A 26465-nucleotide genomic window follows, 5' to 3' on the forward strand; every position below is an offset into this window, starting at 1 on the left:
CCATGGCAACTGCAATCCCACCCGTTGAAGTCGTTCTAGATCTCAGTACGTTATCGGCAACGAATACGCGAGAGTGGATGGGCTTTGCCCGGGTGGGAACGTGCTATGTCCCCAAAATCATCCACGAAGAAATGCGGTTTCTCCACGAACGGGCTCCCGACCCTGACCTAGAACGGGTTGCCCGAGAATTTAACCGCTTCTATCGAGACTGTCAGTGGCACATCAGTGATGCGATCGCCCATCATCCGGCCCTACGCTCCTCTAGCGGCGAAGCGTTGACCAAACGCAACCGGATTGGGCTAGCGGTAGCGCGATGTGCCTATGGTCTTGCCGAGGATAACCCGACGCATTTGGTGGTTCTTGTGGTCAGCGATCGCGCCATGATGCAGCGTATCTACAGCATGAAGGTGCCCAACCTCTGTGCCATCAATGGAGCCATGCTCTTGCAGTGGAGCCAAACGGGGCAGCGCCCTATTCCGATCATTCAAAAAATTCAAGAAATGCGGATTTCATCGGGCACGCGGGCCCGCCTGGCAGTCAATGCCTCATCCAGTTCCCATAGCACCTACATTCAAACCTCCACCCGCATTCAATCCAACTCGTCGCCACGACCGCGATCGCCCGTGATCCATGCGCCGGTTGCCTCCACGCCCAACTGGCTACCGGACGTTATTTCCATCTTGACGGCCCTGGCTGCCCTAGGAATTGCGATCGCCGTGGGCTGGTATATGCTGTCCCACTCCGCCTCTCAGCAAAGCAGTCCCCAAAGCCGCCTCTGGTTAGCCGCCCAAATCACCTCCAGTTAGGCTGGATGCAAGGAACGACGCTGCGCTAAGCGCGCTACTCCATAGGCAGCTTCGGTTTGCGCAGCAGGGCTCACAGGTACGGGGAGCAGGCGATCGCGAATGGCCGTCCAGGTCGGATTCTGGGCCCCACCGCCCGCCGTATAGACCTGGGTCAAGGGCGAAGCACCTAGATCCACCAAGCGCTGATAGCCCAGGGCCTCAATCCGGGCTATGCCTTCCAAGATGCCCTGGAGAAACAGAGCGTCTTCAGGGGGGCGGGGCGTGAGGCGCGGCAGCAGATGGGGATCCGCCACAGGAAAGCGTTCTCCTGGCCCCGGCAGCGGATAGTAGTCGAGCTGGCTAGGAACCGCAGCATCGATCTGCTGACTCAGATGGGCGATCGCTTGATCATCAAAAAACTGCCGCAGCACCGCTCCCCCAGTATTCGACGCTCCCCCCACCAGCCAGCGATCGCCAAAACGATGGCTATAAATTCCCTCCGCTGCCCGATCCACGCGGGTCTGGCTGAGCAGCTTGAGTACCAAGGTCGATCCCAGCGAGGTGACCGCCTGGCCAGGTTCCGCCGCGTCACTGGCCAAAAATGCCGCGATGCTATCGGTGGTGCCCGCACAAACCTCGCAGCTCTCGGGGATGGAAAACTCTTGGGCGATCGCTGGCGTTAGACAGGCAATGGGGCAGCCAGGCGTCAGCACCTGCGGTAGACGCACAGACTGCACCGCCGCTGGCAGGGTTTGAAACCAATCGGGATAGCGATCGCCCGCCACGTCGTAGCCTAGCTTCAGGGCATTATGATAATCGCTGAGGCCAAGAATGCCGTGGAGATGGAAGGCTAGCCAATCGGCCTGATGCAGCAGGTAGAGAGGGCCGTCTTGGGTCAAGCCGCGATCGCCCCACCATAGTAATTTCGCCAGACTGGAGGTAGCGCTAATCACCGGATGATCTGGAGGCGCGATCGCCCTCAGGTCGTCTATCACCACCTGACCGCGACTATCGTTGTACAGCAGCGGCTCCGTCACCGGCTGCCCCTGGGCATCACACAACAGCACCGTCCCCGACGTACCATTGAGAGCGATCGCCCCCAGCCCTTGCCGCACCGTCAGGGGAAGCTGCCCCAAAAGCTGAACGAGAGACTGCCGCCATTGCTCAGCCCATTGGGCCGGATCTCCTAGCGCCACCGTCACCCGCCTAGAAGCTAAGATCGCGCCAGATGGATCAAGGGCGATCGCCCGCGCCCCAGATGTGCCGAAATCAATGCCGAGGGCGTAGTGCTCTGAGTTCATCATGCATGTCCTAGTTTGTGGGCATGGTCGCTCGGGGACAATCTATGTAGCGATCCCCCAACTATCCGCTGACTCGCCAGTGTACGATTCGAAAGCTGTCCGCCATCCATGCCTGCGGCTAGCCTTTGCCCATCTATCTCGCCCTAGATGCTATGAAACGGTTGATTTCCCTTGGCGTTAGCCTGATTATTCTAGTCGTTATCTACCAGCGCATTGACCTAGAGGGTCTCGTACAGGTGTTTCAGGACTGCGATCGCCTGTGGATGGCCATCAGTTTGGGCATGGTCATTCCCCTCACCCTGTTGACGGCATGGCGACTACAGCAGTTGGTGCCCGCCAAGGTTCATCTAGGTCTGGGCGAATCCAACCGGCTGATTCTAGCCGCCAGTACCTTAAATATGGTGCTGCCCTCCAAAATGGGCGACATTGCCAAAGCCTACTTCATGCGCGATCGCGGTCACCTGAGTGGATCCTTAGCACTCTCCCTGGTGGTGTTTGAAAAAGCCTGCGATCTTCTCTCGCTATTGCTTTGGTGCGTCTTTGGGCTGATGCTCTATCCCAACAAAGACTGGCTGTTTTGGATCATGACCCTCGCTGTGGTCAGCGGTTTGCTGCTGGGGATTCTGCTGCTGAGTTCGCCGACGATAGCCCAGTGGAGCTTTCGCACCCTAGGACGCATTGCTCCCAAAACCATACACCCCAAGCTGGTGAAACTCAGCCATGCCTGGGGTGAGATGCACAGCTACTTTTGGGGCGATCGCCGTCAACTGTTGCGCATCACCCTCACCTCCATCGTCATTTGGTTTTTACACCTCCTGCAGATTTGGTTTTTCATCCTGGCGCTGAGGGCCTCAACCCCTTTCTTAGCCAATCTGGCCCTATCGCCCCTCGCTATTTTGGCAGGACTCTTGCCCCTCACCTTTGCTGGCGTTGGTACTCGCGATGCCGCCTTGATTTTGTTTTACCAACCCTACTTTAGCGCCGCCACCGGAGCTGCTCTAGGCCTGCTTTGCACATCTCGCTACCTGCTGCCCGCCATCGGCGGTCTACCCTTTTTAGGACAGTACCTGAGTACCGTCAAGCAAGAACCTCCCCACGAATCGTCCTAAAATTCCCCGCGCTCCAACTGCTCTTCTAGGTCACGAATTTGTCCCCGTGCCTCCACCAGTTCGGCTGCCAGGGTGCGTAAACTTTGACGAGCCGTATTGAGATAGGCCTCTGCCTTTTGGCGATCGCCCGTCTGCAAGGCATAGTTGGCATCTTCTAGACAATCTTGCAGCACCACAAAATCCAAGGTTTTCGAAAGCATCATTGGTAGAATCCCCGTATCAGATAGATCTATGTATGGTTCAAAGCCATGATTAGTTCAACTAGCAGACCGGCTTCCTCATCAACCCCTGAGGAAAACTGCCTGTAGTGTAGCGTTGATCAACGATGAGATTGGCTCAGCGCTACCTTATTGTTACGTTTGGCCTATGCTAGCCTAGTTTTTTTTCATGGTTTAGAGTCTATGACCCCTCACCCCTCACCATCGGCTTCGGCCCATCAATCGTCGCTCACTCCCGACTGGAAAAGGTGGGGGAGCAAAACCTACATCATGGGCATCCTCAACGTCACGCCCGATAGTTTCAGCGACGGCGGACAGTTTGCCAGCCTTGATCAGGCGATCGCCCAAGCCCAGCAAATGGTTCAGGATGGAGCGGATTTAATCGACATTGGCGGTGAATCCACGCGCCCCCAAGCCGCGCCTGTTTCCCTAGAGGAAGAATTACAGCGAGTCATTCCGGTGATTCAGGCCCTGCGCCAAGGATCGGCGGCGATCGCCATCCCCATCTCCATCGACACCACCAAGGCCGCGGTGGCGCAAGCGGCGGTGGCAGCAGGAGCAAACTTGGTGAATGACGTCTCCGGGGGCACCTACGATGCAGCCATGCTGCCCACCGTTGCCCAGTTGGGTGTACCGATCGTGCTCATGCACCTACGCGGCACCCCCCAAACCATGCAGCAGCTCACCGACTATGACGACGTTGTGGATGACATCATCCATGTTTTGCAAGCCAGGGCCAATGCGGCGATCGCTGCCGGCATCACACCCGACAACATTATTCTGGATCCAGGCATCGGCTTCGCTAAAACCCACGAGCAAAACCTCGATATCCTCCGCCACATTCCGCGTTTACGCGCCCTGGGTTATCCACTGCTGATCGGCCCATCGCGCAAACGGTTTATTGGCGATATTCTCAACCAACCCGATCCTCAGCAGCGCGTCTGGGGTACGGCCGCCGCCTGCTGTGCCGCGATCGCTCACCATGCCGATATTCTGCGCGTCCATGATGTGGCGGAGATGGCCGACGTCTGTCGGGTAGCCGATGCAATCTGGCGAACCTAGGGGTGGCTCTCCCCAAACCTCAATCCTCTTCAATCTCAACCAACTTGCGCTTAGCAGTCAGCCCTGATGTGATCGTCACCCGAGACTTAGGAATCGCGTAGTACTCAGCGATCGCCCCCACCAGTTCAGCATTGGCCTTCCCGTCCACCGGCGGCGACGCCAGGCGTACCAGCAGCGTGCCATCCTCCAAGAGAGCGATCGCGGGGCGTTTGGACTTGGGCTTCACCGTCACCCAAACTTTTCTGACCATCAGGTAACAAGCCCAACTAGCACCAGAATCACGCCTAGGACGGTGCAGCCCACCATGCCATAGAACATAGCCTGAGCCGTTTTCTCTGCCGACTGGGTGAGTTCTTCATCCGTCTTCAGGGAAATCAGGTAGGACTTACTGCCATCCAGGGGCTTTTGCAGCACCAAACTCCCCACCCCATCACTCACCGTCGCCAAGACGAGGGCCCGGCGTCCTAAGGGCAAAATTTGCTCCTTATAGCGATAGCCCAGCGTGCGCCGACCGCTGCCCCCCGCCGATAGATTGACCGAAAATTGTCCAAAGGTCAGCCGATTCCCCGCTTGCTCCCCTTGGCGAAACTCATCCAGCACCTTAATGGTTTCGATCGCTGCCCCTTGGGGATTCACCTCAATTCTGCCGGTAGCATCCTCCAGCCAGAAAGGCACCGACTGTTGATTGCTCGCTACCGTTTCCGACGATCGCCGAGTAGAGCGGGTGGTTTTGCCATCTTTATCGCGACTGGTGACCGTTTCTTCATACTCACGGGTCACGGTCATCTTGTAATGCACGCAGGTCTCCTGCTTCAATTCCGAAACCAGAGGGCGATCGCAGCTAATTTGACCGACAACTTTGACGTAATCTCGCCAACTGCCACCGCCAATTTCCTCCGCGATCGCGCCCGCCGTTTGCTGCAGTTCGGCAACGGTGGTAGGCCTGGCAGATTTTAGGCTAAACGCTCGCTGTTTTTGATGTCGCTGGACAAAAAATAGGCTGATCCCGACAACGATTAAAATAAAGCCAACAATATGCATCTTGACTACCCTCTGCTGCGATGATCGCCGTTCAACAACCTTAACTAGATGTGGGGTCGATAACGTCAGGGTGCTAGAAAACCCTCGATGACCGATACCGTTCGGGGAGAGCCTCGAAATATTCAGCCCTACGTGAATTCAAGCCCCACGGTATATAGTGTGTACGAATTTAGGGGTATCCCTAGTAAAGTGCAACACTCGGTCACATTATCACCACGCAGAGGGTGACCTATGACCTATCAAGAGCTTGCTCACCCTCCAAGGGCTCTGTTGGATCGCTCTCCCCATCTTCACCTGAGACGTCTTCATCTGAGACGTCTTCACCTGAGACGTCCCCATCCCCGTCCTCATCGTAGGGATGAAAGCGGGGATGCAGCAAACGTTGAACCGGGCGATCGCCCTTGAGATGCTGGTCAACAATCTCCGCCGCATCCTCCGGGCGCACGCGACAATACCAAGTTTGATCCGGCATCACCTGCACGGTGGGCCCCGACGCACATTGCCCGAGGCAACCGCTAGAGCTGATCAGCACGCCCTTAGGAGCGATCGCCCTCAAAGCCGCCAGCACCTCAGGAGAATGGTTCCGCTCACAGGAGCGATACTGGCACACCATGACGCAACGGCGCTTGATAGGAGGCTGAGAATCGTGGGATGCAGACGAAGGTGCGTTCAAAATACAAAAACCAGGGTCATAGCGTCACTGCCGATCACGATTGAGGCTTGAGAATTCGATCGAGAAAGGTATCTACGGATTGCTTAAACTGGCGTTGACGCTGCCATTTTTGAAAGGCGCGATCGTAGTCTTCCCCTTGGGTATTAAACGTCTTCCAAGTATCTAAAGAAAGACCTAAACCCCAGCCCAACAGCACGTACAGAGACCAAGAGATATGTCCTGAGGAAATCCAATCAAACCCAATTAAAAAAATATTGATAATCAAATACTTCATCACATGCTGCTGCCAGCGCAGACGGCGTATCTGATCAAACTCTTGGCGATCGCGCTGGATTTGCTGACGGCTGAACCACTCCTGCTCAGCCAGGGTTAGGTCATCAGCAGAAATGCCCAGCTCGTCGGCTATTTCCAGCAACTGGCCATGGGTTAGCTCAGCCCGATCTCCCTGGCGGGCGATCGCCAACTGTAGAATATTTTGCACATCTTCGGGGCTGTAGAGTTCTGACATGGATGACCCTTCTTGCAGTTCAGCCTATCTCCGTTATACAAAACCCTATGCCAAATGGGGAGAATTCCTATGAAATCTGGCGAAACAGCCTTTCGTTGGAACATCTAGCAGGTTCGAACTCAGCCCCCTAAACACCTTCGGGATGATGTCTAGAATAAGATCCCACGAGGTCTCGCCCATAGAGTTCTATGGAGTCTTTGCGCTGCCGCTGAAGGCACCCTCTAACCGTAGCTGAGCGGGTTAGTTCTCTCCAAAAATCCCCCATAAAGGCGATATGCTGAAATAGCTCAGCCCCTACTGTTCGCTACCATTATGACTTCTGTACGCCAATTTCTGTCGCGCTTGACCCGCCTAGGCAACGACCAAGCTTTCCTAGCTTTCGTTAAATATATTGAGTCTGGTGTCTCCAAAGTCCTCGGTCTGGCAATGGTGATCGTGGTGTTGGTGGCCGTGGTTGACCTATGCCTCTTCTTGGTCAGCGACCTACTATCCACAGCCGATCGCTTCTTTGCAACAACCCTGTTTGAAATTTTCGGCTTATTCTTAAATATCCTAATTGCCCTAGAAGTCCTAGAAAATATCACCGCCTATCTACGCAAACATGTGGTGCAGGTCGAGCTGGTGATCGTCACCTCACTCACCGCTGTTGCTCGAAAAATCATTATTTTTGACTTTAGTAAGGCCACAGGTATCGACCTCATCGGCCTAGCCGTGGCAACCCTAGCCCTATCCATCAGTTACTTGATCATTCGCAACATCAACACCTCAGAAGACGCCTGAAGCAAGACCTACTTTCCTATCATCAAGCCAGCAGCCCAGAGCGATCGCTCTGGGCTGTTAGTGTGATTTTAAATGAACTTAGCTGAACGGGGATAGTGCATCCACCGTCCTAGCCGCCCATGGATCTAAGCTAGCAGTGCCATAGCCTTGGCCAACACGTTATCGACCGTGAAGCCAAACGCCTGTAAGCACACTTCACCAGGCGCAGAAGCCCCAAAGGTATCGATGCCAATGACATCGCCTTCGCTACCCACATAGCGGCACCAGCCAAAAGTAGAGCCAGCTTCTACTGCCAAGCGCTTGGTCACAGCTTTCGGCAACACAGACTCTTTGTAGCTAGCATCTTGGATATCAAACATTTCCCAAGACGGCATGGACACGACGCGCACCTTCTTGCCTTCAGCCTGCAGTTTCTTAGCAGCTTCAACACAGAGGTGAACTTCACTACCTGTACCAATCAAAATCAGGTCAGGCGTGCCGTCGCTATCCGACAGGATATAGGCACCCTTAGCCACGCTATCAATCGAGCTGCCCACCAAGTTAGGCAGGTTTTGACGGCTGAAGGCAATCAGGGTAGGGCCGTCCTGTTTTTCCACAGCTACCTTGTAGGCACCAGAGACTTCGTTACCATCCGCCGGACGCATAACGATCAGGTTAGGAATCACCCGCAGCGACGCGATGGTTTCCACCGGCTGGTGGGTGGGGCCATCTTCACCCAGACCGATCGAGTCGTGGGTCATCACGTAGATAACTTGGGCTTGCGACAGAGCCGATAGGCGAATGGCTGCCCGCATGTAGTCTGCAAACACGAGGAAGGTGGCGCAGTAGGGAATCAAACCAGAGTTGTGCAGAGAGATCCCGTTACAAATTGCGCCCATACCGTGTTCACGCACCCCAAAGCGCATATTGCGGTTTTGGTATTGTCCCTTCTGGAAGTCCCCAGAGACTTTCAATTCCGTCAGGTTGGAGTGGGTTAGGTCAGCGGAACCACCGACTAATTCAGGCAGCGCTGGAGCCAAGGCATTCAGGGTTGCTTGGGAATTCTTGCGGGTAGCGATCGCTGCATCATCAGGGGTGTAGGTAGGTAGACTATCCACCCAACCTTCCGGCAGTTTGCCCGACAGCATCCGCTCAAATTCGGCGGCTTCGGCTGGATACTTGGTGCGGTAAGCCGCTAGGGTTTCCTGCCACTCTGCTTCGTAGCTAGCGCCACGTTCCACAGCTTTGCGGAAGTGAGCCAGCGCATCTTCAGGTACCACAAAGGGCTCGTAGTCCCAACCGAGTTCCTTGCGGGTTGCTTCCACTTCAGAAGTTCCCAACGCTGCACCGTGAACACCGGCGGTGTTTTGCTTGTTGGGCGATCCGTAGCCGATGGTGGTGGTGACTTTGATCAACGAGGGGCGATCGGTCACGGCCTTAGCAGCGGCGATCGCGTTGTCGATCGCGGCTAGATCCGTGTTGCCATCTTCCACATGCTGCACGTGCCAGCCGTAGGCTTCAAAGCGCATGCCCACGTCTTCGGTGAAGGCAATGTCGGTAGAACCATCGATGGAAATGTGGTTGTCGTCGTAGAGAGCAATCAGCTTGCCTAGACCTAGGTGCCCAGCTAGAGAGCAGGCCTCGCCAGAGACCCCTTCCATGTTGCAGCCATCGCCCAAAATCACGTAGGTGTAGTGATCAACCAAGGTTGAATCTGGCTTGTTGAAGCGGGCAGCCAGGTGGGCTTCCGCCATCGCCAAACCCACACCATTCGCAATCCCCTGACCTAGGGGGCCGGTGGTGACTTCAACGCCGGCAGTTTCAAAGTTTTCCGGGTGTCCAGGGGTGCGAGCACCCCATTGACGAAAGCTCTTCACGTCATCTAAGGTGACGCTGTCATAGCCGGTTAGGTGTAGCAGGGCGTACTGCAACATACAACCATGCCCCGCCGACAATACAAAGCGATCGCGGTTAAACCACTGAGGATTTTTGGGGTTAAAGCGCATGAAGCGATCCCACAGCACAAATGCCATAGGAGCAGCGCCCATTGGCAGGCCGGGGTGACCAGACTTCGCCTTCTCAACAGCATCGATCGCTAGAAAACGAATGGAGTTGATGCACAGTTGTTCTAGTGATTGGGTTGCGACAGTCATAGACTCTTTACTTCTCAACGACGGTTTAACGCTAGGTTCGACATAGGGGGCTTGATACATCCCCCATCGGGCAGCACTCCCATCATCCCACCAGTGACTACGATCAACAAGGGTGACGGCAACGACTGTCAGACAGTCATTTTCGGTACTGTGTACTTTAAAAATTTATAGGCAATACGATCGCCAAAAAACGGGCTGAGCGCCTCCATAACGAAGGCAGCAGGTTTGAGTTGAGCCTGTTACGATCCCAACCCAGCGATCGCCCAGCCATGCGATCGCCCAAGAGACATAAGTATAGTTACCTATTAGAAAACCTTAAACTTATATATACCTCATTTTGGGGATCAACATGAAGAAAAAAGTCAACCAAATTCTATTTTTTCGTCATGTTGCTGTAACAATCGCAACGATTTAGGGGAAATATGGCAAAGTTTAACAAGTTTCACCGGGGAGTCAGGCCATCTGTGCTGCAGCACAGGGCCAAGCGATCGCTCCTAGATGGGCTGGGGATGTCCTAACCTAGGGCGGCGATCGCTGCTCTAGCGACGGTTTGATGACGACCATCAATGGCTACCGTCTGGTGACTACCGTGAATCACTACGGTCGATACTTGCGGAACACAAGGGTGACATTATGCCCACCAAACCCAAAGGAGTTAGAGAGGGCAACCTCCACCGGCATCTGCCGGCTTTGATTAGCGATATAGTCTAGATCGCAGGCAGGATCAGGGTTTTCTAGGTTGATCGTGGGCGGAACGCGATCGTGGTGTACGGCTTTCACCGCCGCCACCGCTTCAATGCCTCCCGACCCTCCTAGCAGGTGCCCCGTCATAGACTTGGTTGAGCTAATGGCAATGTCGTAGGCGGGATCGCCCAAGGCGGTCTTGATGGCCGTGGTCTCTGTGGAGTCATTGGCTGGGGTGCTGGTGCCGTGGGCGTTGATATAGCTGACCATATCCGGCGTCACGTTGGCATCTTTCATCGAAAGCTGCATAGCTCGGGCAGCCCCTTCTCCCCCCGGCACCGGCGAGGTCATGTGGTAAGCGTCACAGGTCATGCCATACCCGACAATCTCTGCATAGATGCGTGCCCCACGGCTGAGGGCATGATCCAAAGCTTCTAACACTAGAATACCGGCCCCTTCTCCCATGACAAATCCATCGCGATCGCGATCGAAGGGACGACAGGCATGGGCCGGATCGTCATTGCGCGTGGACAGGGCCCGCGCCGACGCAAATCCTGCAAAGGAGAGCGATCGCACCGCCGCTTCTGCACCACCACAGATCATCGCCTGGGCAAAGCCACGCTGGACGAGACGAAACGCATCTCCCACCGCATTGGAGCCCGCAGCACAGGCCGTCACCGGGCAAGAGTTGGGCCCTTTTGCGCCAATGTGAATCGCCGTTAGCCCTGCGGCCATGTTGGCAATCATCATGGGAATCATGAATGGGCTACAGCGATCGGGACCACGGGTCAAATTAATTTCCTGTTGATCCTCCAGCACCTTCAGCCCACCAATGCCGGTGCCAATCACAACGCCAATTTGCTCAGCATTGAGATCGGTGACATCTAGCTGGGCATCGGCGATCGCTTGCTTGCTTGCAACTACCGCAAACTGGGCAAACCGATCCATCCGCTTGACATCTTTCCGGTCTAGATAGTCCAGCGGCTCAAAATCTTTTACTTCTCCCGCAATGCGGCAAGCATGGCGAGACGCATCAAACAAGGTAATTGGAGCAATACCGTTTTTGCCGGCTAGTAACCCGTCCCAGTAGTCAGACAAGGTATTACCAATCGGCGTGACGGCTCCCATACCGGTCACAACGACTCGCTTATAATCAGAACCTGCACGTACCATGGCTTCAGGCGTAAGGGACGTTAACAACGACCTGCAATGACGTGAGCCATCGCAGCACTGCGGCTGACAACAATTGTGATGGTGCTGCCTACAGTTTGATACAAACTTGAATCTCAAACATGATGCAAACGAGCGATCGCCCTTAACCTACTTAACAGGTGGCAATGCGGTGAACCATGCCCCCTTTCACCGCAGGCGATCGCGTTTGGGGGAAGCCATCAACTATGCTGCGGCTTTGCTGTTGATGTAATCGACGGCAGATTGCACCGTGGCAATTTTTTCAGCCGCTTCATCAGGAATTTCAATGTCGAATTCTTCTTCCAGGGCCATGACTAATTCCACCGTATCGAGGGAGTCTGCACCCAAGTCATTGGCGAAACTTGCTTCCGGTTTCACTTCGTTAATATCAACACTGAGTTGATCTGCAACTATCTTCTGAACTTTCAGAAACGTGTCGTCTTGGCTCATAGTTTTCCTTCTGCTTTTGACGTAGCCTATACGAGCGGTTAATGGATGCCTTTTTTGCCCAGACCCACACCGATCTCAACAATGTACTCACCCCATACAGGCATTCCTGGGTCAGAGCGTGAGCATTCCTCCATCTTATCGGAAAGCGTGACCCCCTTTGCAGGGATCTCATCTCGGGGTGGAGTCTACTTGCAGAACAAATGCCCTACAGACCGCAACAAGCCTTACTGGCTCTAGAATTCAGTGTTTGTTGGCTTCCTAGATCGCGATCGCTTCGTGCGCTGAAACGGCAAAACTCTCTCGGACTCCCCAGGACGTGACCCTTGCTGGACAAGCTCGCCCCTAAGAGACTGCGGTTCTATCCTGAGGCAACAGGACAAACCCAGCCCATCTTTGTACAATCTTCACTAGTACAAGTTTCGCAACAGTACAAATTTCGCAACCGGTGTAAGAACGGCACCTTCTGGCATTCTCCCCATGGATCTTCCACTGGTTTACCATCCTGGCTACGTCGCCCCCCTACCCTCCACCCATCGCTTTCCGATGGTCAAGTTTCGGCGACTTCACGACCTGCTGATCTCCAGCGGGATTGCCCAGCCCCATCAATTCCACCAGCCAGCCGAACCGCCCAAGGACTGGTTTGAGCTTGTACATCACCCCGTCTACGTGCAGCAATACTGCACGGGATCCCTAGACACCAAGGCCCAACGCCGCATTGGTCTACCTTGGAGCGAGAGCCTCATGAACCGCACGCGCATCGCCATCGGTGGCACGGTGCTCACGGCTACCCTAGCTCTTAAGCATGGACTGGCCTGCAACACAGCGGGGGGTACCCACCATGCTTTTCCAGATTATGGGTCAGGGTTTTGTATTTTCAACGATTTAGCGATCGCCGCCCGCGTGATCCAGCATCAGGGGCTGGCCCAGCGCATTCTGATCCTCGACCTCGATGTTCACCAAGGGGACGGCACCGCCCTCATTTTTCAGCAAGACGACAGCGTCTTCACGTTTTCCATGCACTGCGAGGCCAATTTTCCAGGGCGAAAACAGGTGAGCGATTTAGACGTGCCGCTGCCCATTGGCATGGAAGACGAGGACTATCTCAAAACCCTAGACCGCTATCTGCCCGATCTCCTCTCCCAGGTCAAACCCGATCTGGTGCTCTACGATGCTGGCGTTGATCCCCACGTGAGCGATCGCTTGGGCAAACTAGCCCTCACCGATCACGGCATCTTCTGTCGCGAAATGCAGGTATTGCAAACCTGTGTCTCCCAGGGCTATCCAGTAGCCTGTGTGATTGGCGGCGGCTACAGTGACGACTTTGAAGCCTTGGTCTATCGCCATTCTCTCCTGCATCGAGCCGCCAGCACCGTCTATCGCCACCAGCGCCTCTAGCCGAGACGCCCCCTACCGTAAGCGCTCTGGCTGCGGGGGATAGTCTGGTGAAACCAACGGCGGCGATCGCCGCCAGCCTCGCAGTGGGATCACCGTTGGGGCGGAGCGGCGGGGCAAGCGGCGGAGCGATCGCTGTCGAGAGGGCGTGCGCAGACCTTGAGCAATCAGCCGCAGCACCGTCCACAGCAGCAGGATGAGACTGCTCAGGAAAAAAACTAGCGACGCCACAATCAAGCCATTCCAAGGCACAAATGCCCGCAGGGCCAATAAACCAGTGCTACCCAGATTGGCGGCTAGGGCATAGTACACCAGCAGCAGCAACTGGCGCTCCTGACGATAGCGACGACGCACGTCCTGCACCTTCTCACGCAAGTCTGGCGGGCGATCGCTAGGGGGCAGATCCCCCGCCATCGACCGATTCCAAACCTGGCTGATGTCCTGAAGCTGCTGCCAAGCACGCTGCTGGCGTAGCGCCAACACCAGCAGCACAACGACACATATCCCTCCCAAGATCAGCGAATTCAAGATGAGCTGCAGAAGCTGATTGGTTTGTTCAATCGACATCATGGCGATGGGCCTCGCACGAGTTGAATCGTTAGGTTGCTATAACTCTAGATTTAAGTACAATTGTATTAGTTAACCTCTAATCAAGCAATGCCTAGGGTTGATGTGCGTCGGCTACCCTTGCGGGGCCGACGTTTCCTTGATCCAAGCCTCCCCTAAGCGTAGCGAAAAGTATCCCAGGGCGATCGCCCCCAATCATCTTTGTTCGGCAAAAAATCTATCGCTAAACCTGTGGAAAAAACCCCTTTTTCTGGGGATAAACCTGTGGAAAACCTGGGGAAAAGTATGGGCAAATGGTGGAAAACTATTCTAGGTATAAATACTCTGTTAATAACTAGCCTGTTTTTCCCCAGGTTTTCCACAGATCGAGAAAGGCGCTACGGTATGGCCTGATTTGATCCCCAGGGTTTTCCACATTTTCCACAGGCCCTACTACTACTGATCCTTTAAAGCTTTCTTATAGGCCGGATCCGGCCATTAGCGCGCAGGATTTTTCTTTTTCAGCCTGATTGAAGCTTTCGTGGTGAGGGTGTTACGATAGCGTTCCAAGCTGAAGTTGAAATCCTAGTCCAAACCTCAGGGCACGGTCGTTGAGGGTGTAGTCTGGTGAACGGGGCTATCACGAGACAGGACGAGGTTCATGGGTCAGCTTCGCTTCAGGATGGGCAGGTTAGGATTTAGGCTAGAACGGTGGGTATGTTTGTGTGGAAATGGGTGATGAAACAGCAGCTTTTGAGGGGGTTTGACCCGATCTGGGTTATTAATCCACAAAAGTTTTCCACAGGTTTACCACAGCCTAGGACGTTTAGAGAATCTTAAGTTTCCTTGATCTACCAATGTTTTCAGGCGTTTGCGCTTGGACGTATTCCACAAATTCCACAGGCTCTGACCATGGTCTTGCAGGTTCTTCAGCAGGGCATGGTATGGGTCGCTCAGCAGGTCTTCAGTCATGAAATTCATTTGTACTCAGAGCGAACTGAATACCCATTTGTCCTTGGTCAGCCGAGCGGTGCCGTCGCGTCCTAGCCATCCAGTGTTAGCCAACGTGCTGGTGGCGGTGGATGAAGCAACCCAACGGGTGACCATGACGGGATTTGACCTCAGTTTGGGGGTGCAAACGGTGTTTCCGGCTCAGGTGGAGGCTGGAGGACGGCTGACGCTGCCCGCTAAGCTGCTGAGCGATATCGTGTCGCGGCTGCCGGCGGGGGATGTGACGGTGAGCAACGAAGACAACGAGGCGATCGCCATTTTGACCTGTGCTGCCGGTAGCTACAAGGTGCGCGGTATGGACGCTAGCGAGTATCCAGAACTGCCCACCCTAGAGACGTCGGAGGTAGCCCATCTGCCCGTCGATGCCCTGATTGACGGGTTGCGAGGTTCCCTGTTTGCCACCAGTGCAGATGAGAGCAAGCAGGTGCTGACGGGGGTGCATCTGGCGGTCGAAAGCGACAGCTTAGAATTTGCTGCCACCGATGGTCACCGCTTGGCCGTGGTGCAAACCCCCATGGATCGGGAGGGCGGCTCGGTGGCTGAGACTGGCGATGCCCGGCTGGACGTGACGGTGCCCGGTAAGGCGCTGCGAGAGCTAGAGCGGATGTTGCAAATGCCCCAGGCTGGGGCCGCGATCGCCGTTCGGTTTGACCATAGCCAGCTCGTGATTCAGTGGGATAATCAGCAGCTTACTAGCCGTCTGCTGGAGGGGCAGTATCCCAACTATCGGCAACTGATTCCCCAACAGTTTGCGGTGCAGATGACGGTGGATCGGCGGTCGTTTGCCTCGGCTTTGGAGCGAATTGCGGTGTTGGCCGACCAGCGCAACAGCATCGTCAAGCTGGAGCTGGATGCCCTGAATCAAGAATTAGTGCTGTCGGTGGATGCCCAGGATGTGGGGAGTGCGCGGGAAGCGATCGCTGCTCAAATTTCTGGGGATGATCTAGAGGCAGCGTTCAACGTCAAATATTTGCTGGAAGGTCTGAAGGCGTTGCCAGCCAATGAGGTGCAGATGCAGTTCAATACGTCCACTAGCCCTGCCATCCTCACGCCCCTGGGAGGGGTGAAAATGACCTACTTGGTAATGCCGGTACAAATTCGTAACTAGCCTGCACTTCAATTCTTGGCTATACCTGTTGAACATTGCTGGATGCGATCGCGCCCCTATGATAGATATTCCGTCTCAACTGGCTGCAGAACTTTCCATTCGTCGGGCTCAGGTGGATCAGGCTCTGGCGCTTTTGGCAGAGGGAGCAACGGTTCCCTTCATTGCCCGCTACCGCAAAGAGCGCACGGGAGAGCTGAACGAAACCCAGCTTCGAGACTTGTTTGACCGCTTTGCCTACCTGACGGAGCTGCAGGAACGCCAGCAGGTGATTTTGGAGAGTATTGCCAAGCAGGGCAAGCTGACGGATGACCTGCGGGATAGGATTCTGGCCTGCCAGCAGAAGACGGATTTGGAAGATCTCTATCTGCCCTATCGTCCTAAACGTCGCACCCGAGCCACGATCGCTCGGGAGAAGGGACTAGAGCCCCTGGCAGATTGGCTGCGATCGCAGAATATGTCTGGGGCTGCCGTTAATCCACACCAAGAGGCAGCTCGCTATGTGTCTTCAGACCTGGGGGTGGCAACGGCGGACGATGCCCTCAAGGGAGCTGCGGATATTCTGGCGGAGGCGATCGCTGACCAGGCTCATCTACGTCAGGCCCTACGCGATCGCTTGCTGACCACGGGCACCTTTGTCTCCGCCATCAAGGCAGAGCATCCAGAAGGCACGACGAAGTTTGAAATGTATCGCTCCTATCACCAGCCAGTGGCGACCATTGCCCCCCACAACCTGCTGGCCCTGTGCCGGGGACAGACGGAGGGAATACTCAGCTTTGATATTGAGTTTGACGAGGAGGCTGTGGGGGACTGGCTGGATCAGCAAGAGCTGCGCAGTCGTCAACCCGCCATGCGAGCTATCTACCAAGCGCTGCTGCGGGATGCTTTCCACCGCCTGCTGAAACCCTCGTTGATCAACGAAGTGATTGCCCTGAAGAAGGCCGAGGCAGACGTAGCCTCGATTAAAACCTTTGAGTCGAATTTACGGGAACTGCTCCTGGCCAGTCCCGCCGGGATGAAGCCCACCCTGGCGATCGATCCTGGGTTTCGCACTGGCTGCAAGGTGGTGGCGCTGGATGCCACCGGGCAGTTTTTGGACTACAGCGCCATTTTTCCCCACCAGTCTGAACGGCAGCGATCGCAGGCCGTGGAAACGGTGTTGCGCCTGATTCACCAGTATGCCATTGAGCTGATTGCCATCGGTAACGGCACCGCTGGACGAGAAACCGATCGCTTCATCGCTGAGGTGATCGCTACCCTGCCCCAGCCGCCGGTGAAGGTGATGGTCAACGAGTCGGGGGCGTCGATTTATTCCGCCAGTCCGGTGGCGATCGCCGAATTTCCAGAGCTAGACATTACGGTACGGGGGGCGATCAGCATTGGCCGGCGCTTGCAGGATCCCCTAGCCGAGCTGGTGAAACTTGATCCCAAGTCCATTGGCGTGGGGCAATATCAGCATGACGTGGATCAAAAACTGCTGCGCAAGAAGCTAGATGAAACGGTGGAAAGCTGTGTGAACTACGTGGGTGTTGACCTGAATACGGCCTCCAAGGAACTGCTGATGGCGGTTTCTGGCATTACGCCCACCATTGCCAACAACATCGTCGCCTACCGCAACCAAAATGGCGTCTTTCGCGATCGCCGCTCGTTGCTCAAGGTGGCAAAGCTGGGCCCGAAGACCTTCGAGCAGGCTGCCGGATTTTTGCGCATTCGTTCGGGAGACAATCCCCTTGATAACACAGCCGTGCATCCAGAGAGCTATGCCGTCGTCAAGGCGATCGCCAAGGATCTAGGGCTCGATCTGCACCAAGCTCCTGAGATTGCCCGCCATCTCAAATCCACTGACCTAACGCGCTATGTGACGGATAGTGTGGGTGAACCGACCCTGCGAGACATGGTTCAGGAATTGGAAAAACCTGGTCGCGATCCCCGCTCAGAATTCTGCTACGCCAGCTTTCGAGATGATGTGACCGAATTGTCCGACCTGGCACCGGGTATGGAACTGGAGGGCGTAGTCACCAATGTGGCTAACTTTGGCGCATTTGTAGATATTGGCGTGCATCAAGATGGATTGGTGCATATTTCCCAACTCGCCGATCGCTTTGTGTCGGATCCCAATCAAATCGTGAAAGTCGGGCAGGTGGTCACGGTGCGGGTGTTGGAGGTGAATGCCGCCCTGAAGCGCATTAGTCTATCCATGCGATCGCCTGATGCCCGCTCCGATCGCCCGAAGCCTTCACCCGCTAAGGCGTCACCATCCGCCAAGACCTCCCCATCCCCCGCCCCTAAGCTAGAAGACTTGCAAGCCAAGTTCAACCGTCGCCCCTCGCGGTCGTAATTTCTGGGGATTTGGTGCAAGATATTCCATAGGTTACGCTTGGGGCGGCGATCGCCTTGAACGTGCAAAGGTTTGTCTAGAACCTGTCTCAACCAGACTGAATCCAGATGTATCTATAAATTAAGCAAAATTAGGCAAAGGTAGGCAAAGGTTATGAATCCATTTCAACGCCTCAAGCAGTTGCCTTGGCTGCCGTTGCTGCAAGTGTCCGCCATCACTATTCTCTGTGTTGTGATTTTGGAAACTGCCCTGTTCACTGGGTTGCAACAGGTACCAGAGCTATGGAACGGGTTTATCCGCTTGCTGAGCTCCGTGCTTGGGGTGGTGATTCTGGGGGCGATCGCCTATGGAGTCGGAGCTTTGGGTTTGCTGCTGCTGGAGCGGCTCCAGGCGACGGTGCGTCCCAACGCTAGCGTTTTGTGGACGCTGATTGCCTGTCTGTTGCTGATGGTATGGCTGAAAACCCTTTTACCGTTAAATGGCCTGATCGGCCTGGATTCCTTGTCCCTAGTCGGGATCACCCTAGGTGTGTTTACCACCGGACGGCGCTATTGGCGGCGCTACTAGAGCCTGATGTTGGGGAGAATGTCAATAGACGGCGCTAGATATGCATGGGAATTGGGCTAGAGCGATGAACTGGCTGGTATAGAGTATCCCGCTCCTGGGGTGGTCGTCCAATCGAGCGGATGGCCTGCTGCAAGTCCTCCACCTCCATGCAGGTACCGCCCTGGGCTCCGGCCATGGTGGTGATATGCTCTTCCATCAACGTCCCGCCAATGTCGTTGCAGCCCCAGCGTAGGGCTTCGGTGGCTCCTGCTAGGCCCAGCTTCACCCAGCTCGGTTGGTGGTTGGGAATCCAGTTGCCTAAAAAGATCCGAGCTACGGCCATCAACACCAGCGCATCGGGGCAACTGGGCTGATCCCGCCCTACCCGTCGTCGCAAAGGTGCCGGAGCGTCTTGACCCACAAAGGGCAGCACAATAAATTCAGTGATGCCGCGCTGCCCCCGCTGCTGAGCCCGTTGCTGCAGCGATCGCAACAGGTTTAGATGGTGGATCTGCTGGCGCGGCGTTTCGATATGGCCAGACAGGATGGTGCTGGTGGTGGGCATACCCAAGTGGTGAGCTGTTTCCACCACGTCGATCCAGGTTTGGGTGTTGATTTTTTCTGGACAGAGTACCTTGCGCACGTCGTCATCGAGCACCTCGGCTGCCGTTCCAGGCATGGAGCCCACCCCCGCCGCTTGCAGCGCTTCAATTACCGCTGCGTAGGAGCAGCCATCTTCCCGCGCAATAAACTCAACTTCTTGGGGGGAGAAGGCATGGAGGTGCAGTTGGGGAAAGGCAGATTTGATGGTGTTGACGAGGCTGAGGTAATAGGGCAAGGATGCTCCATCCTGCTTGGCTTCAAGGTTGAGCCCTCCCTGCATACAAATTTCTGTTGCGCCGCGCTGGACAGCATCGGCGGTTTTTTCTAGAATCACCGTGTCATTCAGCCAGTAGGCACCGGGTTGATTCGCATCGCGGCGAAAGGCGCAGAAGCTGCAGTGCTGTTCGCAAATGTTGGTGAAGTTAATATTACGGTTGACTACATAGGTGACCGTGTCCCCCGCCTGCCGCTGTCGCAGCTGATCGGCTGCCTCCTGAATGGCTCGCGCTGCTTGGAGGGAGGGAGGGAGGGGCGATCGCTCTCCTATTGCCTCGGTGGGATGGGCAGCTTCGAGTAAGGCAACGCCCTCGGATTCCGTGAGGTCGTATCCGGCAAGCGCACGGTCAAGAATGGGTTGGATATCAAGGGGCATGGCGACGTTAACACAGGCAGTATCGGGACTGCATCCACCATAACAGCTTTATTACCCGTCGATGGAGTTGCACCCATAGATGGTCGCATGGGGGAGTCAAGGGCAGTCTCCAGCAACGGATGTGCTCTGCGGATGGAGTTGCTAAAATCTGGAAAGATTGTTAGAACCAAGGGCATCCTGATGCTGCTTTGGCTTCTAAGGGTGAGGGGTTAGGTTAGAGTGTTAGGATCGGCAATACCTGAAACAAGCTGGGCACTGTGCTCCGCCGCGATGGTACATCAGAGGACGGTTGTCTCTGTTCCGCATATGCTGGATGTTCGGCCATGATGCTTGCGAGGCTGGGAGCGATCGCTAAGATAGAAGTCCGGTCGTTCGAACGTGACTCGACGGTAGCCCGCACCAGACTACGCAGAACGCTAAACATCATGGTTAGGACTTTCCCCGGAGGCTCTTCAGGAGTTGCGGTGGGAGAATAGTCAACACGTCACGCCCCCAATCCTTGGACTGAGATGCTAGGAGGTCACCTTGTCTTTTTCATCAGACGACTTCGCTAAAGCCCTTGAGCAACACGACTATACCTTCCAGCGAGGGCAGACGGTACGCGGCAAGATTGCAGTACATGACACGGATGGCGTCTATGTAGACGTCGGTGGCAAGGCTACGGCCTTCTTGCCTGCAGATGAGGTGTGGCTTGGATCCTTCAAAAGCTTAGATGAAATTCTGCCCATTGGAGAAGAGCGCGAATTTCTGATCATCCGTGAACAAAACGCTGATGGACAGGTCACCCTGAGCGTGCGGCAGCTCCAAATCCAGCACCGGTGGGATGAACTGCAAGAGTTTCTCGACGACGGCCGCACCACCCAAGTGCGGGTGTCTGGGGTCAATAAGGGCGGATTGAACGTAGATGTGGATGGTCTGAGAGGGTTTGTACCTCGATCCCATCTGGTGGATAAGGGTAATCTGGAAGGCTTAGTTGGACGCTTTTTGACGGTGACGGTGTTGGAGGTGGATCGCGATCGCCGCCGCTTAGTTTTATCTGAACGCGTGGCGGCCCGGGCTGCTAGCCTCGGTCGCCTGGCCGTTGGGCAGTTGGTGGAAGGGCGCGTGGTGGGCATTAAACCCTTTGGTGTCTTCGTGGAATTTGAAGGCACCACCGGCCTGCTGCACATCAACCAAGTCAGCAAGAATTTTGTAGAATCCCTCACCACCCTCTTCATGGTGGGGCAAGATGTGAAGGCGGTGATTCTCGATCTGGATACCGTCAAAAAGCGCATTGCTCTGTCCACCAAGGTCTTAGAAAACTACCCTGGTGAAATGCTAGAAAAGCCAGCAGAGGTGATGCGCGAAGCCGACGATCGCATGGAAAAAGTGCGTCAGGCTTTGCTGCAAGAGGGATTATTGGTAGATTAGTCGTCCTAGATAGCGCTCATGGCGTCAATCGCTGCCTCAAGGGCGATCGCTACATGGGTCCAATGGGTGCCTCCTTGGCAAAACACCACATAGGGCTCCCGCAGCGGCCCATCGGCAGAAAATTCGGACGTGCTACCATCAATAAACGTGCCTCCCGCCATGACAAGGTCACTTGCATAACCCGGCATTCCTGCGGGGACTGGGGTTACGTAGGAATCAATGGGTGAATGGGCCTGAATAGCCCGACAAAATGCAATGACCTTTTCTGGCGATCCAAGCTGAATAGCCTGAATGACATCCCGTCGCGGAGCCAGCGGTAGTGGGTTCACCGGATACCCCAATCGGTGAAACACATACGAGACAAGATGATTGCCTTTCATCGCTTCTCCCACCATTTGGGGAGCGAGAAACAGTCCCTGTAAGATTAAGCGATTTTGATTAAACGTTGCACCGCCTTCGAGGCCAATGCCCGGAGCCGTGAGCCGACAAGCGGCGGCTTCCACCAGCTCTGCCTTCCCAGCTACGTAACCGCCTGCCGGAACGATCGTGCCACCGGGGTTCTTGATCAACGATCCGGCCATCAGGTCAGCACCCACCGCTGTGGGTTCTTGATTCTCTACGAACTCGCCGTAGCAGTTATCCACAAAGCAAATGGTATTGGGATTTTGGCGTTTGACGAGATGGACAATCGTTTCAATATCGGCGATCGCCAAGCTAGGACGCCAACTATAGCCGCAGGATCGCTGAATCAGCACCAGTCTGGTTTCAGGCCTGATGGCAGTAGCCAAGGTATCCCAGTCAATCCCGCCATCCTGGGTTAACGCCAGCTCGCGGTAGCGCACCCCAAACTCTTGGAGTGACCCCTGCCCTTGCCCGCGTAGCCCAATCACCTCTTCCAAGGTGTCATAGGGCGCACCGGCCACCGAGACCATTTCATCGCCTGGACGCAGCACGCCGTATAGGGCAGAAGCGATCGCATGGGTGCCAGAAACAAACTGAACCCTTACCGCTGCCGCCTCCGCCTGCATGACCTCTGCAAAAACCCGATCAATGACTTGCCGCCCCAAATCATCGTGACCATAGCCCGTCACGCCAGCAAAGTGCTGCACCCCAACCCGGTGATGACGAAAGGCCGTCAAGACTCGTCGTAGTTTTTCCTTGACCTGGGTGTCAATTCCGGCAAAGATCTGGGATAGTGCCTGTTGTGCTTCATGCAGCTTCGCAAAGCTGTCCATAGACACCTCATTCGTTCGCATTCAATCTCATTTCTGTTTCAATAGTTAAGGTGCGCGGGTGTTGCGCACGCCGGGCCGTATCATTTTAAGCTGTGTATCGAAGAAAACTGCATGACGCTTGCCACTTCAGTAAACCTTAAACCTAACTGGCCTGTCATTTTATTTATGGCAGGTGTCCACCTACTCGCTCTGTTGGCACTGTTACCCAGCAATTTTAGCTGGAGCGCGGTGTGTTTGATGCTCGTGATGCATTTTGTGACGGGTTGCCTGGGCGTCACCCTAGGCTTCCATCGCCTTGTGACTCACCGGAGCTTTCAAGCCCCAAAATGGTTAGAGTACATCCTCGTCTTTTTCGGCAGCCTTGCGGTGCAGGGTGGCCCAATTGAATGGATTGGTCTCCACCGCCATCACCATGCCTACTCTGATCATGACGTCGATCATCATAGCTCAACCAAAGGCTTTTTCTGGAGCCATATGGTGTGGATGTTCTACGACGTTCCTGCCAAGCAAGAAATTCCTCGTTTTACAAAAGATATTTCTAGCGATCCAGTTTACGTATTCCTAGAAAACTATTTCCTCTTGGTGCAACTGGCCTTGGCTGTTGTGTTCTACCTGCTGGGCGGTTGGCCCTTTGTGATTTGGGGCATCTTCGTTCGCCTCGTCACGGTTTATCACATTACCTGGTTTGTGAATAGCGCGACCCATAAATTCGGCTACCGCAGCCATGAGTCAGGCGATCGCTCCACCAATTGTTGGTGGGTAGCGCTTCTGGCTTTTGGTGAGGGCTGGCATAATAACCACCATGCATATCAATACTCAGCGCGCCATGGACTAGAGTGGTGGGAAATTGACGTGACGTGGATGATCATTCAACTTTTAGCGGTACTCGGGTTGGCGACCAAAATTAAGCTGCCGCCGACCTTGCAGAAATCAAAATCGGTCTAAGTTGTTCAAGCTTGCGTATTAGATACACGTTCAATACGCACAAGATTCCTGCAGAGAAGCCATCTTCTCTGCATTTTTTATGGGGATATTTCATGGACTTGCGAGAAGAACGTGAGCTAGACGGGCGTGCTGATGCTTACCCTGAGCTGATCGAAGGTTAGGAGATGGGCTGCGATCGCTCAGCCTGAACGATTGCATCTGCCTTGTATGTGCTGTTAGGTGCAGCCGTAACGCAATGTCTTGCAGAAATTTATGCGCTACGGCTTCGCCTAACGCATTCTACCTATCTATAGGTTTTCGATTGTTTAAAAACTCCCCAGGCAGGATTCGAACCTGCGACCAATCGATTAACAGTCGACCGCTCTACCACTGAGCTACTGAGGAACGCGAATCTAATACTAACGAAAAGAGATAGCCTTTGGCAAGGGCCAAACCAGGCTTTTCTCAACTATTTTTCAAAATCGCTGGGATTGGGGCGGTAGATCCGTGGGCAGCCCTAGGCGCAGCTTGGCTAACTTGGCTTGGGCGGCGGGGTCTAGGCGACTGGAGAGGAGACGGCGGGAGGAGGTTTTGGCGGAGGATTTCTGTCGCTGCACCCGACGGGCGATCGCTTCAATATCTGCCAGCAATTTCTCGGCCGACATGCATTCCGCGTTGTAGCCCATGACGGTGAGCTGCTGGGCGCGATCGGAGGTGGCCACAATCAAACGCTGCTCAAACCGTCGGAGGTCATGGCGAAAGGCGGCGCAGGTCTTTTCAATATAGGTGTCAGCGGTTTGGCGATAGCTGGTGTATTGAATGGCAACGTGGGGAGAAATCTGCTCTTGGCTGCCAGGATTGCCTTGATAGTGGGCGTCGAAGATGATTTGGGTGTTGTACTGCTGGTAGACGCTATAGCCTAGGAGCAGTTGGGTGAGCTGATGCCTAGCTTCTTCTAAACCCAGGCGATCGCGGGCAGATTTGAGGTCTGGCCAACTGCCGACCATGTTGTAGCCGTCGATCAGGAGAACCGCTCGAAAGGTTGGGCGTGGCATGGCAGGCGATCGCAAAGTGCGTAGGGTTAACGTATCGTCATACTCTTTAGTATAGGGTTAACCTTCGTTAAGGGGCGATCGCTTCCTAGCTGGCATGTACCATCAACTGGCGCTTCAGCCGTTCTGGATCGCCTTGATCGACCACGCGTCCTTGCTGTAGCAAAAATGCACCGTCACAGTGATCGAGTTCTTCGAGCCGATGGGTGACCCAGAGGGCGGTAATGTTGCGTTCCTGCACCAGTTTTTTCACCTGAATGACCAAATCGGCTTGGCTGTCGGCATCTAGAAGTGCCGTGGGTTCATCCAGGAGTAAGACTTGGCAATGGCGGGCGATCGCTCCAGCAATGGCGATCCGCTGTTTCTGTCCGCCACTGAGGGCATAGATGGGGCGGCGCTTCAGGTGCAGCAACTTAACAGCGGCGAGGGCTTCATCCACCCGTTCGTGGATTTCGGGCAGCGATAAATGTTCTTCCACCAGGCTAAAGGCTACGTCGGCCCCAACTGTGGGCATCACCAATTGGTGATCAGGATTTTGAAAGACATAGCCAATGGGCGACTGGGCCCAAATTTCACCAGACTGAGGCTGTAGTAGGCCGCTGAGCAGCTTGAGCAGGGTCGATTTGCCGCTGCCGTTGGTGCCCAAGAGCATCCAAAACTCTCCCTTCGGCACATCAAGGGAACACCCCTGGAGAATAGGGTGCTGCTTGTCCCAGTAAAACTGGAGATCTCGAATGGCGATCGCAGCCTCAGTCATAGTAGTCTCGGCGATTACTCTGCAGTCATGGCGAAAAATCCAGGCGGGCGGCCAGATGCCGTTGCCGTGCTCGATTTTTCATACATTTGAACGGCGGAAACCTCGCTGGTTAACACGCCAATTTTCTTTTCGCCCTGTTGCTCGCAGGTGAGTTCAAGAATTGTGGGGTTTCCAGACTTAAGGGTGTCTAGAATTTGGTGATACAGACCTTGAGCATCTTCGGCGGTCTTGCGCTGAACGGACAGGGTTACAGGCGCACTCTTTAAGGTCACGTCAATAATATACATAGGGCTCAATAATTACGTCGGCATCTTAAGCTGAACAGTGCAATGATTCCCGAACAGTGGACTGTCGTGGGCTCTACTCCCAGGGGAGATTCGCCTAAGAGACAGCCTGTCGGCATCGGATCGTCCTAGTTCTCTAGTATCTCTCATATCCCCCAGACTGGGGCCGGCGAGGTCTGCGGATTCTTGGGGGATTGGTGATCTGGGCGATCTGGGAGCTGCCACCTCATTGTGCTGAAATGTTAAATCTTCTTGAAATGTGTAAAACTTGTTTCCTGCCGTGGTGGCCAAAGGGCTGGAATCCGTGAGTTTACTGCCAGCTCTGGCGATCATCCTGGGGGCGATCGCTAAAAATCTACATGTCAAGGGTGAAAAATTCAGGAAACTGCCGATATAATGAGCTTATAGTAAAGAAAAGTAAAGTCTATTCACTTTTCGATGCATTGTTTGCCTCCGTGTTCATCGGCAGGCAAAAGACCTTGTTTCCCAATCTGGGGGCAAGGAAAGAACTTATTTTCTAGTCCATACAATTCGGAGAACTGCGCTATGACCATAGCAATGGGACGCGCGCAAGCTGATCGAGGATGGTTCGACGTCCTTGATGACTGGCTGAAGCGCGATAGATTTGTCTTCATCGGATGGTCTGGTTTGCTGCTATTCCCCTGCGCCTACATGG

At 54.8% G+C, this 26465-nt stretch carries 26 protein-coding genes, 1 tRNA gene and 1 pseudogene; 12 read left to right on the plus strand and 16 right to left on the minus strand.

Annotated elements, in window-relative coordinates:
- Positions 1-2 precede the first annotated feature (2 nt).
- The gene (locus JUJ53_RS05215; RefSeq protein ID WP_204150930.1) at positions 3-806 is read left to right on the plus strand and encodes a PIN domain-containing protein; all 804 of its coding nucleotides are present in this window, start codon (positions 3-5) and stop codon (positions 804-806) included.
- Here the strand turns inward: JUJ53_RS05215 and JUJ53_RS05220 are convergent.
- Entirely contained in the window at positions 803-2086 is a 1284-nt protein-coding gene (locus JUJ53_RS05220; protein ID WP_204150931.1) for an FGGY-family carbohydrate kinase, read from the minus strand. The genes JUJ53_RS05215 and JUJ53_RS05220 overlap by 4 nt on opposite strands.
- 152 nt (positions 2087-2238) lie before the next feature.
- Here JUJ53_RS05220 and JUJ53_RS05225 point away from each other — a divergent pair, with 152 nt between their 5' ends.
- A complete protein-coding gene (locus JUJ53_RS05225) occupies positions 2239-3195 on the plus strand; it encodes a lysylphosphatidylglycerol synthase transmembrane domain-containing protein (RefSeq protein WP_204150932.1) in 957 nt (318 codons plus the stop codon).
- Here JUJ53_RS05225 and JUJ53_RS05230 read toward each other — a convergent pair.
- The gene (locus tag JUJ53_RS05230) at positions 3192-3398 is read right to left on the minus strand and encodes a hypothetical protein (RefSeq protein WP_204150933.1); all 207 of its coding nucleotides are present in this window, start codon (positions 3396-3398) and stop codon (positions 3192-3194) included. The genes JUJ53_RS05225 and JUJ53_RS05230 overlap by 4 nt on opposite strands.
- 285 nt (positions 3399-3683) lie before the next feature.
- Between JUJ53_RS05230 and folP the strand changes: the two genes are divergently transcribed.
- Positions 3684-4475 (plus strand): dihydropteroate synthase, encoded by a 792-nt coding sequence (gene folP, locus JUJ53_RS05235; protein ID WP_239124803.1) that lies wholly within the window; start codon positions 3684-3686, stop codon positions 4473-4475.
- A 19-nt stretch (positions 4476-4494) separates the two neighbouring features.
- On the opposite strand, the gene JUJ53_RS05240 is transcribed toward folP, so the two are convergent.
- The 4 genes from JUJ53_RS05240 to JUJ53_RS05255 form a co-directional block, all read right to left on the minus strand.
- On the minus strand, positions 4495-4725 hold the full coding sequence (locus JUJ53_RS05240; protein WP_204150935.1) for a DUF167 domain-containing protein: 231 nt from the start codon (positions 4723-4725) through the stop codon (positions 4495-4497).
- Positions 4725-5516 (minus strand): E3 ubiquitin ligase family protein, encoded by a 792-nt coding sequence (locus JUJ53_RS05245; protein WP_204150936.1) that lies wholly within the window; start codon positions 5514-5516, stop codon positions 4725-4727. The genes JUJ53_RS05240 and JUJ53_RS05245 overlap by 1 nt, the downstream gene beginning before the upstream one ends.
- Before the next feature lie 229 nt (positions 5517-5745).
- Positions 5746-6189, minus strand: a complete 444-nt coding sequence (locus JUJ53_RS05250; protein ID WP_204150937.1) for a (2Fe-2S) ferredoxin domain-containing protein — start codon at positions 6187-6189, stop codon at positions 5746-5748.
- 34 nt (positions 6190-6223) lie between these two features.
- Positions 6224-6697, minus strand: coding sequence for a 2TM domain-containing protein (locus JUJ53_RS05255; protein WP_204150938.1), 474 nt, complete (start codon positions 6695-6697; stop codon positions 6224-6226).
- Positions 6698-7009: 312 nt separating this feature from the next.
- Between JUJ53_RS05255 and JUJ53_RS05260 the strand changes: the two genes are divergently transcribed.
- On the plus strand, positions 7010-7477 hold the full coding sequence (locus JUJ53_RS05260) for a phosphate-starvation-inducible PsiE family protein (RefSeq protein WP_204150939.1): 468 nt from the start codon (positions 7010-7012) through the stop codon (positions 7475-7477).
- A gap of 125 nt (positions 7478-7602) precedes the next feature.
- On the opposite strand, the gene tkt is transcribed toward JUJ53_RS05260, so the two are convergent.
- Both tkt and fabF read right to left on the minus strand, forming a co-directional pair.
- Positions 7603-9609, minus strand: a complete 2007-nt coding sequence (gene tkt, locus JUJ53_RS05265; RefSeq protein ID WP_204150940.1) for a transketolase — start codon at positions 9607-9609, stop codon at positions 7603-7605.
- 597 nt (positions 9610-10206) lie between these two features.
- The gene (gene fabF / locus JUJ53_RS05270; RefSeq protein ID WP_204150941.1) at positions 10207-11466 is read right to left on the minus strand and encodes a beta-ketoacyl-ACP synthase II; all 1260 of its coding nucleotides are present in this window, start codon (positions 11464-11466) and stop codon (positions 10207-10209) included.
- 106 nt (positions 11467-11572) lie between these two features.
- On the opposite strand from fabF, the gene JUJ53_RS05275 reads away from it, so the two are divergent.
- Positions 11573-11716 carry a hypothetical protein gene (locus tag JUJ53_RS05275; protein WP_204150942.1) on the plus strand — a complete coding sequence of 48 codons (144 nt, stop codon included), beginning with the start codon at positions 11573-11575 and terminating at the stop codon, positions 11714-11716.
- On the opposite strand, the gene acpP is transcribed toward JUJ53_RS05275, so the two are convergent.
- On the minus strand, positions 11689-11934 hold the full coding sequence (acpP, locus tag JUJ53_RS05280) for an acyl carrier protein (protein ID WP_204150943.1): 246 nt from the start codon (positions 11932-11934) through the stop codon (positions 11689-11691). The genes JUJ53_RS05275 and acpP overlap by 28 nt on opposite strands.
- Before the next feature lie 477 nt (positions 11935-12411).
- On the opposite strand from acpP, the gene JUJ53_RS05285 reads away from it, so the two are divergent.
- On the plus strand, positions 12412-13329 hold the full coding sequence (locus tag JUJ53_RS05285) for a histone deacetylase (RefSeq protein WP_204150944.1): 918 nt from the start codon (positions 12412-12414) through the stop codon (positions 13327-13329).
- A gap of 12 nt (positions 13330-13341) precedes the next feature.
- On the opposite strand, the gene JUJ53_RS05290 is transcribed toward JUJ53_RS05285, so the two are convergent.
- Entirely contained in the window at positions 13342-13896 is a 555-nt protein-coding gene (locus tag JUJ53_RS05290) for a hypothetical protein (RefSeq protein WP_204150945.1), read from the minus strand.
- A 946-nt stretch (positions 13897-14842) separates the two neighbouring features.
- On the opposite strand from JUJ53_RS05290, the gene dnaN reads away from it, so the two are divergent.
- The 3 genes from dnaN (at position 14843) to JUJ53_RS05305 (ending at position 18893) form a co-directional block, all read left to right on the plus strand.
- Positions 14843-15991, plus strand: a complete 1149-nt coding sequence (gene dnaN / locus JUJ53_RS05295) for a DNA polymerase III subunit beta (RefSeq protein WP_204150946.1) — start codon at positions 14843-14845, stop codon at positions 15989-15991.
- Between the two features lie 58 nt (positions 15992-16049).
- Entirely contained in the window at positions 16050-18326 is a 2277-nt protein-coding gene (locus tag JUJ53_RS05300; RefSeq protein WP_204150947.1) for a Tex family protein, read from the plus strand.
- Positions 18327-18479: 153 nt separating this feature from the next.
- The gene (locus tag JUJ53_RS05305; protein WP_204150948.1) at positions 18480-18893 is read left to right on the plus strand and encodes a hypothetical protein; all 414 of its coding nucleotides are present in this window, start codon (positions 18480-18482) and stop codon (positions 18891-18893) included.
- Between the two features lie 34 nt (positions 18894-18927).
- Here the strand turns inward: JUJ53_RS05305 and cofH are convergent, their stop codons facing one another.
- Positions 18928-20127, minus strand: a complete 1200-nt coding sequence (gene cofH / locus JUJ53_RS05310) for a 7,8-didemethyl-8-hydroxy-5-deazariboflavin synthase subunit CofH (protein ID WP_204150949.1) — start codon at positions 20125-20127, stop codon at positions 18928-18930.
- Between the two features lie 525 nt (positions 20128-20652).
- Between cofH and JUJ53_RS05315 the strand changes: the two genes are divergently transcribed.
- Positions 20653-21537: a S1 RNA-binding domain-containing protein gene (locus JUJ53_RS05315; RefSeq protein WP_204150950.1), complete on the plus strand. Its 885-nt coding sequence runs from the start codon at positions 20653-20655 to the stop codon at positions 21535-21537.
- Positions 21538-21542: 5 nt separating this feature from the next.
- On the opposite strand, the gene JUJ53_RS05320 is transcribed toward JUJ53_RS05315, so the two are convergent.
- Entirely contained in the window at positions 21543-22772 is a 1230-nt protein-coding gene (locus JUJ53_RS05320) for a methionine gamma-lyase family protein (protein ID WP_239124801.1), read from the minus strand.
- Between the two features lie 111 nt (positions 22773-22883).
- Here JUJ53_RS05320 and JUJ53_RS05325 point away from each other — a divergent pair, with 111 nt between their 5' ends.
- Entirely contained in the window at positions 22884-23717 is an 834-nt protein-coding gene (locus tag JUJ53_RS05325; RefSeq protein WP_204150952.1) for a fatty acid desaturase, read from the plus strand.
- 312 nt (positions 23718-24029) lie between these two features.
- Here the strand turns inward: JUJ53_RS05325 and JUJ53_RS05330 are convergent.
- From JUJ53_RS05330 to JUJ53_RS05345, 4 genes are all read right to left on the minus strand, one after another.
- Positions 24030-24101: transfer RNA gene (locus JUJ53_RS05330), tRNA-Asn, on the minus strand.
- Between the two features lie 71 nt (positions 24102-24172).
- Positions 24173-24751 carry an NYN domain-containing protein gene (locus JUJ53_RS05335; protein WP_204150953.1) on the minus strand — a complete coding sequence of 193 codons (579 nt, stop codon included), beginning with the start codon at positions 24749-24751 and terminating at the stop codon, positions 24173-24175.
- An 85-nt stretch (positions 24752-24836) separates the two neighbouring features.
- Complete coding sequence (locus tag JUJ53_RS05340) at positions 24837-25505, minus strand: energy-coupling factor ABC transporter ATP-binding protein (RefSeq protein WP_204150954.1); 669 nt, start codon at positions 25503-25505, stop codon at positions 24837-24839.
- Between the two features lie 14 nt (positions 25506-25519).
- Positions 25520-25792, minus strand: coding sequence for a hypothetical protein (locus tag JUJ53_RS05345; protein ID WP_204150955.1), 273 nt, complete (start codon positions 25790-25792; stop codon positions 25520-25522).
- A gap of 543 nt (positions 25793-26335) precedes the next feature.
- On the opposite strand from JUJ53_RS05345, the pseudogene JUJ53_RS05350 reads away from it, so the two are divergent.
- Positions 26336-26465: pseudogene (locus JUJ53_RS05350) on the plus strand (photosystem II D2 protein (photosystem q(a) protein)); the annotation flags it as partial.

The organism is Leptolyngbya sp. CCY15150 (assembly GCF_016888135.1).
In the GTDB taxonomy this organism is placed as follows: domain Bacteria; phylum Cyanobacteriota; class Cyanobacteriia; order RECH01; family RECH01; genus RECH01.

Bases quoted from the DNA above. Each gene is read 5' to 3' on its own strand.
- JUJ53_RS05215 (WP_204150930.1), top strand. From the start codon at position 3: ATGGCAACTGCAATCCCACCCGTTGAAGTCGTTCTAGATCTCAGTACG.
- JUJ53_RS05220 (WP_204150931.1), bottom strand. From the start codon at position 2,086: ATGAACTCAGAGCACTACGCCCTCGGCATTGATTTCGGCACATCTGGG.
- JUJ53_RS05225 (WP_204150932.1), top strand. From the start codon at position 2,239: ATGAAACGGTTGATTTCCCTTGGCGTTAGCCTGATTATTCTAGTCGTT.
- JUJ53_RS05230 (WP_204150933.1), bottom strand. From the start codon at position 3,398: ATGATGCTTTCGAAAACCTTGGATTTTGTGGTGCTGCAAGATTGTCTA.
- folP (WP_239124803.1), top strand. From the start codon at position 3,684: ATGGGCATCCTCAACGTCACGCCCGATAGTTTCAGCGACGGCGGACAG.
- JUJ53_RS05240 (WP_204150935.1), bottom strand. From the start codon at position 4,725: ATGGTCAGAAAAGTTTGGGTGACGGTGAAGCCCAAGTCCAAACGCCCC.
- JUJ53_RS05245 (WP_204150936.1), bottom strand. From the start codon at position 5,516: ATGCATATTGTTGGCTTTATTTTAATCGTTGTCGGGATCAGCCTATTT.
- JUJ53_RS05255 (WP_204150938.1), bottom strand. From the start codon at position 6,697: ATGTCAGAACTCTACAGCCCCGAAGATGTGCAAAATATTCTACAGTTG.
- JUJ53_RS05260 (WP_204150939.1), top strand. From the start codon at position 7,010: ATGACTTCTGTACGCCAATTTCTGTCGCGCTTGACCCGCCTAGGCAAC.
- tkt (WP_204150940.1), bottom strand. From the start codon at position 9,609: ATGACTGTCGCAACCCAATCACTAGAACAACTGTGCATCAACTCCATT.
- fabF (WP_204150941.1), bottom strand. From the start codon at position 11,466: ATGGTACGTGCAGGTTCTGATTATAAGCGAGTCGTTGTGACCGGTATG.
- acpP (WP_204150943.1), bottom strand. From the start codon at position 11,934: ATGAGCCAAGACGACACGTTTCTGAAAGTTCAGAAGATAGTTGCAGAT.
- JUJ53_RS05285 (WP_204150944.1), top strand. From the start codon at position 12,412: ATGGATCTTCCACTGGTTTACCATCCTGGCTACGTCGCCCCCCTACCC.
- JUJ53_RS05290 (WP_204150945.1), bottom strand. From the start codon at position 13,896: ATGATGTCGATTGAACAAACCAATCAGCTTCTGCAGCTCATCTTGAAT.
- dnaN (WP_204150946.1), top strand. From the start codon at position 14,843: ATGAAATTCATTTGTACTCAGAGCGAACTGAATACCCATTTGTCCTTG.
- JUJ53_RS05300 (WP_204150947.1), top strand. From the start codon at position 16,050: ATGATAGATATTCCGTCTCAACTGGCTGCAGAACTTTCCATTCGTCGG.
- JUJ53_RS05305 (WP_204150948.1), top strand. From the start codon at position 18,480: ATGAATCCATTTCAACGCCTCAAGCAGTTGCCTTGGCTGCCGTTGCTG.
- cofH (WP_204150949.1), bottom strand. From the start codon at position 20,127: ATGCCCCTTGATATCCAACCCATTCTTGACCGTGCGCTTGCCGGATAC.
- JUJ53_RS05320 (WP_239124801.1), bottom strand. From the start codon at position 22,772: ATGGACAGCTTTGCGAAGCTGCATGAAGCACAACAGGCACTATCCCAG.
- JUJ53_RS05325 (WP_204150952.1), top strand. From the start codon at position 22,884: ATGACGCTTGCCACTTCAGTAAACCTTAAACCTAACTGGCCTGTCATT.
- JUJ53_RS05335 (WP_204150953.1), bottom strand. From the start codon at position 24,751: ATGCCACGCCCAACCTTTCGAGCGGTTCTCCTGATCGACGGCTACAAC.
- JUJ53_RS05340 (WP_204150954.1), bottom strand. From the start codon at position 25,505: ATGACTGAGGCTGCGATCGCCATTCGAGATCTCCAGTTTTACTGGGAC.
- JUJ53_RS05345 (WP_204150955.1), bottom strand. From the start codon at position 25,792: ATGTATATTATTGACGTGACCTTAAAGAGTGCGCCTGTAACCCTGTCC.